Origin of the sequence: Yersinia sp. 2545 StPb PI, assembly GCF_052217125.1 — a bacterium.
Classification (GTDB): domain Bacteria; phylum Pseudomonadota; class Gammaproteobacteria; order Enterobacterales; family Enterobacteriaceae; genus Yersinia; species Yersinia enterocolitica_E.
The window spans coordinates 651,408-664,508 of sequence record NZ_JAZGPY010000001.1; the positions used below are offsets into that span (position 1 = coordinate 651,408).

Consider the following 13,101-nt stretch of genomic DNA (forward strand, 5'->3'; position numbering starts at 1 on the left):
AATTGTGTTAATAATAAAGCTCGTTGACTCGGGGTGCCTGCCGCTAAATGCGTAATGGCTGAGATTTTACCCGTATTACCTGATCTGGATTATACCAGCGGAGGGAAGTCGCGGTATCGTTGTTGAGTCCATAAACAACGGTCCCCCTTCTTCTTCGCCGGTGGGGGATATCATGAATACTATTCGCTCTGACTTTTCAATCGCTCCTCTCCCGTACCCTGATGCACTGGCGGCGGCCTGTTTGCAACAATTCCAAACTACACCGCCATTAGTCCATTGCCTGACTAATGAGGTAGTACAGTCCTTCACTGCCAATGTGTTACTGGCATTAGGGGCTTTTCCTGCCATGGTGGTTGAAGCTGAAGAGGCCGCACAATTTAGTACAATGGCGAACAGTTTACTTATCAATATCGGCACGTTACACCGCGCTCAGGCCGAATCCATGCTGGCGGCAATCCAGGCGGCAAATCAATCCTCTACCCCTTGGGTGCTGGACCCCGTTGCGGTCGGCGGGCTTGTCTATCGTACTGATTTTGCCCATCAATTATTAGCGCTAAAACCGGCGGCAATACGGGGTAACGCCTCGGAAATCATGGCATTAAGCGGTATGGCGACTATGGGGCGTGGGGTGGATAGTGTCGATTCTTCGGTGAGTGCACTGCCTGCTGCTCGCCAATTGGCACTACAGGTGCAGACTGTGGTTGCGGTTACCGGTGAGGTGGATTATATCACCGACGGCCTGCGTGATTTTGCCGTGACCGGTGGCGATAAGCTGATGACCCGGGTAGTGGGGACGGGGTGCGCACTTTCTGCCGTGGTAGCGGCATTTTGCGCACTGGAAGGCGACCGTTTACATCATGTGGCAACGGCTTGCCGGGTGATGTCACAAGTCGGCGGGCAGGTATCTCAGCAGGTGGCAGGCCCTGGTAGCTTTATTCCAGCTTTTCTAGATGGCCTTTATCAACTGAAAATAAGCGATCTGGTATAGCCTCTCCCCGGTTAACCTCTTAAAAATAGCGTTACCGCTCAGCCCTATCGCCTTGAGCGCCAGCGGCTGAACGGCCCTCAGTCATAATGTGTATTACGGATAAGAACTAATAAATCATCCAGTTTCATTGGCTTACCCAAGAAATAACCCTGAACTTCATCACACATCAGAGTCTGTAACTGCCCGAGCTGCTCGGCGGTTTCTACCCCTTCGGCGGTCACCGTCATGGACAGCGCATGGCCGAGGTTAATGATTCCTTCGACAATTGATTGGCCTTCATGTGACTCGGCCAGTTCATCGGTAAAGCTCTTATCAATTTTCAATCCATCGAACGGGAAGCGGCGCAGATAATTCAGTGAGGAATATCCAGTACCAAAGTCATCCATCGATAAGCGCACACCCAGGGTTTTCAATGCTGTCATGGTTTTAAAGGCACCATCGGCATCTTCAATCATTATCCGCTCGGTGATTTCCAGCTCCAATCGATGGCTAGGTAGCCCAGTGAGCAGCAGGACTTGGCGCACTCGTTCTATCAGGCGCTGGTTCCTGAATTCAACCGCAGAAATATTAACGGAAACAATCAGTGACGAGGGCCATGTCGATGCATCCTGACATGCCTGTAGCATGGTCCAGTCGCTAATTGAGGTGATAAGCCCCGTCTCTTCGGCCAGCGCAATAAATTGATCCGGCATCAGCAGCCCCAAAATCGGGTGGTTCCAGCGCACCAAGGCTTCAGCACCCGTCAGTTGTGTTCCCTCAATACGGTAGCGTGGCTGGTAATAAAGGTTAAATTCGTTGTGCTTAACGGCCTGACGTAAAAAACGCTCTAGCTCACTGCGTTGCATCAGGCGCTCATTCATTTCACTGGAGTAGAAGCTCCAACGGTTACGGCCACTGTTTTTAGCTTCATACATGGCAATATCTGCAAATCGTAATAGCTCTTCGGCTTGCATTGAGTCTTGAGGTGCCAGTGCAATACCAATGCTGGCCCCGATATAAATATCCTGATCATTTATCACGTAAGGACTTTCGATTCGGGTGATAACGCGCGTACAAAGCTGTTCAATTTCTTTGCGTGACGCAAGACCTGTGATAATTAGAACAAATTCATCTCCCCCCTGACGCGCGACTAAATCTTGATCACGCAAACAACTTCTTAGGCGTTCAGATACCTGATGCAGTACCAGATCACCGGTAACATGACCAAAAGTGTCGTTAACAGGTTTAAACTTATCCAAGTCAACATTGAGGATAACCAGCGGGTGGGGGGCCGCAGCTAAATGGCGTAACTTATTTTCCAGGAATTCTTTCATTCGCAGACGGTTGGGTAAACCGGTCAATGCATCATGTAGAGAGAGGTGCTGAATCCGTTCCTGTGCTTCTATTTCACGGGTGATATCCGATGCGGTGCCACGGAACCCAATGGTTTCGTTGTTTTGGATGATAGGTTTGGCATAAATACGGCAAATGCGTTTATCGCCTTTGGCGGAGAAATAAGTGCATTGCAACTCATTGCGAGATTCAGTCAGATGGGTGTGCTGTAACCAAGAGCGCAGCGGGATAATATCGCAATTTAACAGTGAATCAAGATTACGCCCCAGCCAGCGCTCCATACTTAATCCGGTAATGGTCAAAAACCGTTGCGACAGGTAGGTGATGCGTAAATCGGCATCGGTTTCCCATAACCAGTCGGTAGCAGCTTCGGCGACATGACGAAAGCGTTCTTCGCTGGCGATTAAAGCAGATTTGTTTTCATCCGCTACCCGTGCTTCTGACATCGCCCGCCGCAGAACTAACCAGCCGGTCAGCCCAAGAATCAATGCAACCAGCGTCAGTAGTGGGAGTAATATGTTGAGCAGTTGCGCGCCGGGCATATCCTGATTCCAATGCAGCGTCAATGCGCTGTTATCACTGGCAGATAATAGAACTGACGGGCTGGATGCCGCGTCTTTTTCATCCTCAGGGGTACGCAGTTGATGAATACCATAATCTTCGCCCAAGGTATTTAGCTCGGGCTGTGTCAGTAAATCGATAAACACCAGAACAGAGGGTGCTCCAGCCACTGTTTTAACGCGTGGATCACTACCAGTAGTTAAGGCCGCAGCCGCAACAATGGCCGGTTGCCCAGCCACGTCGATGGTTTCAGTTGCAATATATTGTTTGTCTGCCCGCGCTCGGGCGGCGTCAATCAACGGGGTTATATCTTTGTTGAGCCAATCGGGCAGGCTAATATCTTTCAGTTGCCCATTGATGACCGAATAACGGGTTTTTCCTAGCCCATCAACAACAAACACTCCCTCATAATTAAAGTCGCTATACAGTGACGGCCCCAGATTTTGGCTGACAAAAGCCCAGTCAGGATCGACTTTTACATGCAAATGTTCATAAGCATCACCCCAGAAAGCATTGTCTTTTATTCGGGTTTTTATTGAGTCTTGCCGCATTTTCCAGGCTTTTTCTACCAGAAAACGACTTTGAGATGTCGCTCGTTCATTTAATTGCGAGGCGATATAGATAATGCCTACCGCTGCAATAATGATGGTTGCCCCAACCAGCAAGGCCATGGCCTGTAAAGTTTGTTTTGCAAAGAAAACATTATCTCCTTTTGCCCGTGATGGTGATTCTGGCTGGCTGGAGTCCGTCATAGTGAGTTCCCTTGGCACTTACAAAATTTAGGCTGATCCTAAATAGGATAAAACATCCATTTAATCAGCAGGAAGTGAAGACTCAGAAGAAATATAAACTAACATGAATATAATCTTAGTCTCTTATCATTATAGGTGTAATACGTTACCTTCTCTTTGGCCCGCAAAAGGTTGCGCGCTCTTTATGAAATTATCACTTTTTGCCGAGAGTAAGGAATGACCATGGTTACACTGAATTTGGTTTGGTCCACGCTAATCAATTACGTGCCACGAATCCTACGGACTCGGCTGAATTTGCTCTTGCTGTTGAGTCTTGTGACACATCAGGTTTTTGCAGCAGCACCGCTGCCTGCGGTTACTGTTTCGGTCGTAACCTCAATCACACCGGATACTGCGTTACAGTATTTGGGGCGCGTGGAGGCGATTCAGTCGGTGGATGTGACGACCCGCACCGAAGGGTTTATTGCTGCGCGGTTGTTTACCGAAGGGCAGATGGTCAAGCAGGGCTCTCTATTGTATGAAATTGATCCCGCGTTGCATCAGGCCGCAGTAACGCAGGCCCAGGCGCAGTTAGACAGTGCGACTGCCAGTGCTAATCATGCTCAGGTGAACCTCACCCGCTTACAGCGTTTGGGAAGTAATCGCTCGGTCAGCCAGGCGGAAGTTGACGAAGCACAAGCGCAGCGCGATATCAGCCGCGCGGCGGTAGCTCAGGCGCAGGCGAACCTGCAAATCCAGCAATTACAGCTCAGTTTTACCCGTATTTACGCGCCGATAACCGGTCAGATTGGTCACAGCCGTTTTAATGTCGGTAGCCTAATTAATCCTGCCAGCGGCACGTTGGTCAATATTGTCCAACTTGATCCGATTCGGGTAGCTATCGCAGTGAATGAACGAGATTACATTACAGCAACCTATCAGTTGTCGGTTACAGGTCCCTCTGCGGACAGCAGCACATTGCCGTTTGGCAACTTTACTCCTCGTATTCAACTGGCGAATGGTAAGCAGTACCCGGAACTCGGCGTTTTTGAGTCCGTTGATAATCAAATTGATAAACAGACCGGTACCGTTACCCTGCGTACCCGTTTTGCCAATCCACGGCATTTATTACTGCCCGGTGGGGTGGTGAATGTGTCGCTGGCAGCAGAAATGGCAAAACCGGTTACTGTCATACCGATTGCCGCATTGCAGCAGAATAAGCAGGGACACTTTGTTTTGGTGGTGAACGATAAAGATCAGGTCGATGTGCGGCAAGTGACGTTGGGTGAGCAGTTTGAACAACAATATGAAGTGACTGACGGGCTGAAAGTGGGCGAACGAGTGATTGTGGCAGGGCTACAACATGTCCGGCCAGGGATGACGGTTAGCGCCAGCGTTGCTACACCACTGACAGTAAATTAAGGGGAAGGCCAGATGCTGCATTTCTTTATCCGTCGGCCCAAGTTTGCCATTGTTATTGCACTGGTGATAACCATTGTTGGCTGGGTGTCGTTGTATGTGATTCCGGTGGAACAATATCCTGATATTACGCCACCGGTGGTTTCCGTGAGTGCCGTCTACCCCGGAGCCAGTGCCCGCGATGTTGCACAAGCCGTGGCCTCACCACTGGAAGCGCAGGTCAACGGTGTCAGCAATATGCTGTATATGGAATCGACCAGTGCTAATAACGGCAGTTATCAGTTAAGTATTACCTTTGCCAGTGGTACCGACCCCGATATGGCGGCGGTTGAGGTGCAAAACCGCATTTCTCAGGTGAGTGCTCAGCTGCCGGCGGAGGTGAATGAAAACGGTATTTCCGTGCGCAAACGGGCCTCTAACTTGTTGCTGGGAGTCAGTGTTTTTTCACCGAAACAAACCCATGATGCGCTGTTTGTCAGCAATTACACCAGTATTCAGTTGCGTGATGCCATTGCGCGTATCAATGGTGTCGGCGATGTGCAGGTATTTGGCGCGCGTGATTACAGCATGCGGGTTTGGCTCAATCCGCAACGGATGGAATCACTGAATGTCAGCGTGCAGGATATTGTCGCAGCATTACAACAGCAGAACGTACAGGCGGCTGCCGGGCAGATTGGCTCATCACCGTCGGTGCCCGGTCAGCAGCAAACCCTGACCATCAGTGGACAAGGGCGGCTAACGGACCCACAACAGTTTGCTAATGTGATTATTCGTAGCAATCCTCAGGGCGGCATGATTCGGTTAGGTGATGTTGCTCGCGTGGCGCTGGGGGCGCAGAACTATCAGGTCAGTGCGGCGCAAAACCAGGCTGAATCGGCATTTTTAGTAGTTTATCCGGTACCGGGTGCCAACGCGTTAAATGTGGCTAATGGGGTACGGGATGAAATGGCTCGGCTATCAGCCTCTTTCCCGCCAGACCTGACGTATGAAATCAATTACGACTCCACCCTGCCGGTTACCGCAACATTGCATGAAATCGCAGTGTCACTGACGTTAACCTTAATTGTGGTATTGGCGGTGGTGTATCTGTTTTTGCAAAGTATGCGGGCGACTTTTATCGTCGCGCTTACCATTCCGGTCTCCCTGCTCGGCACCTTCGCTGTACTGTATATCTTTGGTTATTCGGCCAATACCCTGAGCCTGTTTGCCATTATTCTGGCGCTAACCATTGTGGTTGATGACGCTATTGTGGTGGTGGAAAACGTCGAGCGCTTATTATCGAATGACCCTGATCTGTCACCGGCGCAAGCAACCAGACAGGCAATGACTCAAATTGCCGGGCCGATTATCGCAACCACCCTGGTACTGATGGCGGTATTCGTGCCGATTGCCATTTTGCCAGGGATTATCGGTGAGCTATACCGGCAGTTTGCGGTAACACTGTCGGCGGCGGTGATTTTATCCAGTATCAATGCATTAACCTTAAGTCCGGCGCTGTGTGCGGTATTGCTGAAACGGCGCACATTGGCAGATACCGGTCTGTTCGGCGGTATTAATCGTGGGCTTGAACGCGCCCGCGACGGTTATGTTTCATTGACCAGCCGTATCAGTAGCCGAGCGGTATTCAGTATCGCCGCGCTACTGCTGGTGGGGCTGGCAACCTGGTGGGGTTACACGCGTTTACCCACCTCGTTCCTGCCGGAGGAAGATCAGGGGTACTTCTTTGTCAGTTTACAACTACCAGATGGGGCTTCGCTTAATCGGACTCAGACGGTGATGGACCAGATGTATCAAGTGGTTACTGATAATGATGCCGTCGAGGATGTGATAAAAATCACTGGCTTCAGTTTGCTTAGCGGCAACAACTCGCCCAATGCCGGATTTGCCATTGTGATGCTAAAACCTTGGGGGCAACGGCCTCATATTGATCGCGTGCTGGCCAGTATTCAGACCAATTTGGCCGCTATCCCTTCGGCGATGATCATGGCAGTAAACCCACCGGCTATTGCCGGGTTGGGCAGTGCTTCTGGATTTGATTTACGTATTCAGGCGCTGTTAGGCCAGTCACCGCAAGAGTTGGCGCAGGTGAGCCAGGGAATTATTTTTGCCGCTAATCAGGACCCGAAACTCAGCCGTGTATTTACCACCTTCAGCGCTTCGGTGCCTGAAACTAATCTGAGTATCGATCGTGACCGCGCCGCGCTGCTACAGGTACCGGTCAGCCGAATCTTCCAAACCTTGCAAACGTCACTTGGGGGGATGAATGCGGGAGATTTCACCCTGAATAACCGTATGTTCCGGGTGCAATTACAAAATGATATGGATTTCCGCCAGCGCACCGCGCAGATAAATAGTCTGAATGTGCGCAGTGACAATGGTGCATTGGTCAGTCTGGCAAATCTGGTGACGTTAACTCCCTCGGTGGGTGCGCCCTTTATCAGTAATTTCAACCAGTTCCCTTCGGTAGCCATCAGCGGTTCTGCGGCTGATGGTGCCAGCTCTGGTCAGGCAATGGCGGCGATGGAGTCGTTATTGGCACAGAATTTACCGTCAGGTTACAGCTATAGCTGGAGCGGAATGTCGTGGCAGGAGCAGCAAACCGGCGGGCAAGTGGTGTTTATCTATCTTGCTGCATTGGTCTTTGCCTATCTGTTTTTAGTCGCCCAATATGAGAGTTGGAGTATTCCGCTGGTGGTTATCCTCTCGGTGGTGTTTGCCGTAGGCGGGGCGGTAGCAGGGCTGGCGACAATGGGGTTTGCCAACGATGTGTACGCGCAAATCGGCTTAGTGTTGCTGATAGGGCTGGCAGCTAAGAATGCGATTTTGATCGTCGAATTCTCTAAAGCCCGCAGAGAAGAGGGCGCGAGTATCCGTGATGCGGCACAGGAAGGTGCTAAGCAGCGTTTTCGTGCGGTTATGATGACTGCTATTTCGTTTATCCTCGGGGTGATGCCACTGGTTTTTGCCAGTGGAGCCGGGGCGATGAGCCGTCAAATTATCGGTATCACCGTGTTTGGTGGCATGTTGATGGCCACTGCGGTAGGGATACTGTTTATTCCCGCACTGTATCTGCATATTCAGCGACTGCGAGAATGGGTGAAAACCCGCAAAGAGGATTCTGGCAGCGACCCGCAACCTTGAGCCGATGTGTAAAAGTGAAAACCCGCCGCTGGCGGGTTTTTCCTTATTGTGGCTCAGGCTTTGTGGTAACTCATATCGCTATCCATCACTAAATGACAGTCGGCGGGCTGGCTGAACTGCAATACCTTGAACACATTAGGGCCGTCAGTGGCGAGGTAAAAATCCTCGGCCTGTTGTGGCGATAAACCGCCACGGATCTTGCGCTCAATCAGGCGATCCCGCAGTAATTCTGGGGCGGCATTAATATAAATAGTGTAATCAGCCAGTGCTTTCAACTGCTGCCAACCGGGTTGTTGCAGTAATAACCAATTGCCCTCCAGCACGATAATCGGTGCGTCGACAATAATGGCATCTTCAACCGGGTCATGTAACCGGCGGTCATAGGCAGGCCAGGTCGCTCCAGGTTGCTGCAAGCTGTGGATAGCCTGACGTAGCTTAGGCAAATCAAAGGTTTCTGGTGCTCCCTTTTTACTGCGTAACTGGTGGGCATCAAGGTAGTGATTGTAGTGGTGAAAGCCGTCCATAGGCAGACATTGTACCGGTGTTAGAGTGGTGTCACGTTGGGAAATCCATTGCCAAAATGTGGCGAGGGTGGATTTACCGGTACCGGGTGGCGCGCATAAAAAAACCACCATGCGGCGCTGAAGCTGCTGTTGTTGCTGAGACAGTGAGGCTAATAGTGGCAGATGCAGATGAGTAATATCGCGGTCGGGAAAATGCGCGCTGTTCTGTAGCCCATTAATGTTAAGTTCCACTCTCATAAGTCAGTTCCTGTAATAATGACGTCACTGCCAACGTCAGCCCGGTTTTCACCATATTCCCGTAGCGGGTCTGATTAAAAATGGTGAAGTCAGAAAACTTCATCTTTTCAATCATTTGAAATAAGGTTTTATTCTGGGTCACGGCATTGAGATTACCCATAAATTCATAAACGATATCGTCATGAAACTCAGTAATATCTCCGGTTTTCTGCAAATGCTCACTGAGCTGAGAAAATAACAAAATATCGGCATAAACCGCTTTTGTTATTTGCCCCAACGCATAAATTAAGCGCAAAGAAACATCCAGACTGTCCAGTGGGCCTGACTTGGCTAATAAAGGCTTGACGGCGTATTCCTGAATATCTTCATCATTATTGATAAATAAATAGGGCAGAAGGCTTTTAATACCCTGAAATAAGATCTCATTGGCATTCAGCAGAAAATCATTGAGATTTTCAGGGCTGGCGAGCCTTTCGAGTACGTCATCTTCAGTTAATGCAGTCATCCTACCCTTAACACCATTATCGATAGTGGAGGGAGTTGATGATATTACAGGTGTTATCCAGCCCGTTAATCAAAAGTGTTTGGGTTTGAAGTTGGCCCCCATTTTTTTCCTTAATACCGGTGACGATATCACCCTGAGTGATGCCGGTTGCGGAAAAAATAATCTGCCCGGAGCGCACCAATTCGGTCAGAGAATAGACCTGATTAAGGTTAACCCCCATTTGCTGGCAGCGTTGGTGCTCCGTGAGGGCAATATCCCGATTCGTCACGCTTTCCCCTTTGGCCTGACAAAAGTCGATCAATTCAGCTTGCATATCGCCGCCCAAAGCACGAATGGCACAGGCCGAGATAACGCCTTCAGGTGCGCCGCCGATGCAATACATCACATCGGCCTGCCCGTTGGATAAGCAGGTCATCAGGCTGGCGGCCACATCGCCGTCCGCAATAGCATAAACTTTAACACCGAGTGCATTGGCCTGTTCGATAGCCTGCTGATGGCGCGGTTTGTCGAGGGTAATCATGCGTAACGTATTTAAAGGTTTGTTTAACTTAGCCGCCACACAGCGCAGGTTTTCTGCCAGTGAACGGCGCAAGTCAATGGAACCTTTGGCTTGTGCACCTACCACTAATTTTCGCATATACATATCAGGCGCATGTAACAACATCCCTCGTGGGGCAAAAGCAATCACAGCCAGCGCATTGGCTTGCCCCATCGCGACCATGCGGGTACCTTCAATAGGATCAACAGCAATATCAACAGGTGGTCCACCGGCACCGAGTTGTTCGCCAATATACAGCATCGGCGCATGGTCAATTTCGCCTTCTCCGATAACAATGCTTCCTTGCATCGTCATCTGATTTAAGGCCTCGCGCATGGCGCTGACGGCAACGCCATCAATAAGGTTTTTGTTACCGCAGCCGAGCAGTGGCCAGGCCGCCATTGCTGCTTGTTCGGTGGTGCGGAAAATATCATATGCCAGTGTTTTCACTCTCGACTCCGATATCCACGTTAAAGTGCGCTAACAGATAGTGTTCTGCTTTTTCATTCCAGACCCCATGAGTTTCGGCGACCAGTTCGGCTAATTGCGCAAATAATGGATCCGTTTTACCTCGTTCGGCAAAATCGTCAATGGCGGTGAGGGGCATGGTAATGCCGTTATAAATCAGTTTCTTGCCACCCGGTATATGGGGGAGGTTGAGCACCGTTTCAGGTACAGCATCCAGACCGCCAATATGAGTAATCATAAAAGAGGGTTGTATGCGTCGCTGGGCAGAAAGCGTAAGTGCCTCTTCCATGTCACCGGTAGAGCCACCAGAAGTACCGACAATATGCGTACTGGAGTAGTGGACGTGATAGAAGTTAAACGGCACTTTAAAGTGCTTATCTGTCGGGCCGGCAAAGAAGTTCAGGCAACCATCTTCTGCCAGCAAATCATCACCCAATTCAATGACTGCTGGCACAGCTGCGTAGACAAATACATCATCAAAACCCTGATTCCCCGTGAGTTGACGTAATGTATCGATGGGGTTATCCAGCTTGCTGCTGTTGATGTAAATCAGTTCGATACCTTTATCTGCTGCCTGTTTTCTTGGTAGTAGTTGCTCAGCACGAGCCAGACGGACTTCATCTATATCTACCACCACCACGCGGGCCGGTTTGATATCACCGTTGATGGCATAATCGATAGCCCCCATTCCCATTGGCCCGGCACAAGCCAATAGGGCCAGATTACCGCCGGGCTTAATGCCCATGCGGTGTTCATAAACATATTGTGTGGTGTGATAACTGGCGTGATAGGCTCCAATAATGCAACACATCGGTTCAGCCAGCGATGCGGCGGCAAAATAGTTGCCGTGATAAGGCAGTACACAGCCGAGATCAATAGCCAGCTTGGGAATAATCATGTAGGTGGCGTTACCGCCAAAATATTCGTAGCTGTAACCTGCTGAATAGCCACTGGGTAGCCCCATCGCAGGTTGCAACACAAAACGTTCACCAGCACGATAGCGGGTGGCTAAATTCTTACCGACTTCAACAATGACCCCCGCACATTCATGGCCAGTAATGGCAGGGTGTTGCGCCACATCACCCGGTACTCGTTTGTGCTCACTACCCAGCAAAGCTGCTTTGTAAGTCGACAGGCAGACGCTGTCGGAAATGACGCTAACCAGTAATTCGTCATCGCTGATCGGGGGTAATTCAAACTCACGTAGGCGGACATCTTGCTTACCGTATATTGCAGCCACTTTCGTTTTCATACTGATTCCTTTGGCTTATCACTTGTAGTCAATTGCTCGAATAAAATATCCAGAGCCTGGTCGCCAAGATAATTTTTAATTAGAATCAATGGCTTGTCCGTCACGCCCTGTGCTCTGCCTTCAAGGCTGGCGTGGGTAACAATGATGTCAGCATCGGTTGGAATGTTTTCGATGGCGTAATGTTTTACCGCAATCGGGTAACCGGCTTTCTCCAGTTTTTTTCTAAACGTGGTTGCTCCCATGGCGCTGGACCCCATCCCGGCATCGCAGACAAAGGCTATCAACCGTACCGGATGATCATTGTTGAGGTGATTGGCCAATATGCCCTCGGCTTTTAGATTCTTCATGGCGGTTTGCGACTCTTCAAAGCTCTCTTCGCTGGTGGCTTTGTCCATTTTCAAGATGATGGAACCCACCAAGAACGAAACTGCAGTACCGGTAAAGACACCCGCACAGGTAGCTAGGAAACCACCGCGAGGGGTTAATGCCAGATACGCGAAGATAGAACCAGGACTCGGACCTGCAACCAGGCCAGCACCTAATAATTCAAAGACATATATGCCACTCATGGCACCGGCGATCATGGCAATGATCATCAGTGGTTTCATAAGAACATAAGGGAAATAGAGCTCGTGGATACCGCCGAGGAAATGAATAATCATCGCGCCGGGTGCTGACTTCTTACTCATACCTTTGCCAAATAGTGAGAAAGCCAGCAGAATACCTAACCCTGGCCCTGGATTTGAGGCGACCATAAAGTAAATTGATTTGCCGTGGATAGCAGTTTCCTGCATTCCCAGTGGGTAATAGATTCCCTGGTCGATGGCATTATTCAGGAACAGCACTTTGGCAGGTTCATTAATCACCGCCAGTAGGGGTAAGAAGCCAGTAGACACCAGTGCTTCGATGCCTTGTTTGACCAGATTATTCGCCTCCATCACCGCCGGGCCGATCACTTCATAGGCCAGTAGGCAGAGCAACATGCCGCTGATACCGAGGGAGAAATTATTAATTACCATCTCGAAACCGGCTGGAATGTGTTTCTCCAATCGCTTATCGATATGTTTAATTAAATAACCCCCTAGTGGCCCCATCACCATCGCGCCGATAAACATCGGAATATCAGCACCAACAATAACCCCCATAGTGCCAATACCGCCCATCACGGCCCCGCGTTTACCCCCAATCAAATGCCCACCGGTAGAACCAATCATTAACGGTAGCAGGTAGGTAATCATCGGGCCGACCAACTTGCCGAAGTGTTCGTTCGGCGTCCATCCAGTCGGGATAAATAATGCAGTGATAAACCCCCATGCAATAAAAGCCCCAATATTAGGTATTACCATTGCTGTTAGAAAACCGCCAAAGGATTGTACTTTGGCGCGTATTGATTTATTAGCCATAT

9 protein-coding genes and 1 riboswitch are annotated in these 13,101 nt (G+C 49.9%); of the genes, 3 read left to right on the forward strand and 6 right to left on the reverse strand.

What is annotated here, in order from left to right; translation table 11 throughout:
• The first annotated feature begins 19 nt into the window (after window positions 1-19).
• Window positions 20-123, forward strand: a riboswitch (TPP riboswitch).
• 49 nt (window positions 124-172) lie between these two features.
• The gene (gene thiM, locus V1955_RS02855) at window positions 173-988 is read left to right on the forward strand and encodes a hydroxyethylthiazole kinase (protein WP_083162479.1); all 816 of its coding nucleotides are present in this window, start codon (window positions 173-175) and stop codon (window positions 986-988) included.
• Window positions 989-1,065: 77 nt separating this feature from the next.
• Here thiM and V1955_RS02860 read toward each other — a convergent pair whose 3' ends face one another.
• Window positions 1,066-3,633, reverse strand: a complete 2,568-nt coding sequence (locus V1955_RS02860) for a bifunctional diguanylate cyclase/phosphodiesterase (protein WP_442820492.1) — start codon at window positions 3,631-3,633, stop codon at window positions 1,066-1,068.
• 222 nt (window positions 3,634-3,855) lie between these two features.
• Here V1955_RS02860 and V1955_RS02865 point away from each other — a divergent pair, with 222 nt between their 5' ends.
• Together V1955_RS02865 and V1955_RS02870 are read left to right on the forward strand one after the other, a co-directional pair.
• The gene (locus tag V1955_RS02865; protein ID WP_442820493.1) at window positions 3,856-5,034 is read left to right on the forward strand and encodes an efflux RND transporter periplasmic adaptor subunit; all 1,179 of its coding nucleotides are present in this window, start codon (window positions 3,856-3,858) and stop codon (window positions 5,032-5,034) included.
• Window positions 5,035-5,046: 12 nt separating this feature from the next.
• The gene (locus V1955_RS02870; protein ID WP_442820494.1) at window positions 5,047-8,172 is read left to right on the forward strand and encodes an efflux RND transporter permease subunit; all 3,126 of its coding nucleotides are present in this window, start codon (window positions 5,047-5,049) and stop codon (window positions 8,170-8,172) included.
• A gap of 53 nt (window positions 8,173-8,225) precedes the next feature.
• Here V1955_RS02870 and V1955_RS02875 read toward each other — a convergent pair whose 3' ends face one another.
• From V1955_RS02875 to V1955_RS02895, 5 genes are read right to left on the reverse strand one after another with little or no spacing between them, the layout of a single operon-like run.
• Window positions 8,226-8,933 (reverse strand): nucleoside/nucleotide kinase family protein, encoded by a 708-nt coding sequence (locus V1955_RS02875; protein ID WP_442820495.1) that lies wholly within the window; start codon window positions 8,931-8,933, stop codon window positions 8,226-8,228.
• The gene (locus tag V1955_RS02880) at window positions 8,917-9,438 is read right to left on the reverse strand and encodes an MltR family transcriptional regulator (protein WP_083162489.1); all 522 of its coding nucleotides are present in this window, start codon (window positions 9,436-9,438) and stop codon (window positions 8,917-8,919) included. The genes V1955_RS02875 and V1955_RS02880 overlap by 17 nt, the downstream gene beginning before the upstream one ends.
• 16 nt (window positions 9,439-9,454) lie before the next feature.
• Entirely contained in the window at window positions 9,455-10,378 is a 924-nt protein-coding gene (glpX, locus tag V1955_RS02885) for a class II fructose-bisphosphatase (RefSeq protein ID WP_372569916.1), read from the reverse strand.
• Between the two features lie 28 nt (window positions 10,379-10,406).
• Window positions 10,407-11,696, reverse strand: coding sequence for a zinc-binding dehydrogenase (locus V1955_RS02890; RefSeq protein WP_372569640.1), 1,290 nt, complete (start codon window positions 11,694-11,696; stop codon window positions 10,407-10,409).
• Window positions 11,693-13,099 (reverse strand): PTS mannitol transporter subunit IICB, encoded by a 1,407-nt coding sequence (locus tag V1955_RS02895; protein WP_102970533.1) that lies wholly within the window; start codon window positions 13,097-13,099, stop codon window positions 11,693-11,695. Before V1955_RS02895 ends, V1955_RS02890 begins: the two co-directional genes overlap by 4 nt.
• Window positions 13,100-13,101: the final 2 nt, after the last annotated feature.

Coding starts and splice junctions, on each gene's coding strand:
- V1955_RS02870 (WP_442820494.1), top strand. CDS start 5,047: ATGCTGCATTTCTTTATCCGTCGGCCCAAGTTTGCCATTGTTATTGCA.
- V1955_RS02895 (WP_102970533.1), bottom strand. CDS start 13,099: ATGGCTAATAAATCAATACGCGCCAAAGTACAATCCTTTGGCGGTTTT.
- V1955_RS02875 (WP_442820495.1), bottom strand. CDS start 8,933: ATGAGAGTGGAACTTAACATTAATGGGCTACAGAACAGCGCGCATTTT.
- glpX (WP_372569916.1), bottom strand. CDS start 10,378: ATGGCGGCCTGGCCACTGCTCGGCTGCGGTAACAAAAACCTTATTGAT.
- V1955_RS02880 (WP_083162489.1), bottom strand. CDS start 9,438: ATGACTGCATTAACTGAAGATGACGTACTCGAAAGGCTCGCCAGCCCT.
- V1955_RS02860 (WP_442820492.1), bottom strand. CDS start 3,633: ATGACGGACTCCAGCCAGCCAGAATCACCATCACGGGCAAAAGGAGAT.
- V1955_RS02890 (WP_372569640.1), bottom strand. CDS start 11,696: ATGAAAACGAAAGTGGCTGCAATATACGGTAAGCAAGATGTCCGCCTA.
- thiM (WP_083162479.1), top strand. CDS start 173: ATGAATACTATTCGCTCTGACTTTTCAATCGCTCCTCTCCCGTACCCT.
- V1955_RS02865 (WP_442820493.1), top strand. CDS start 3,856: ATGGTTACACTGAATTTGGTTTGGTCCACGCTAATCAATTACGTGCCA.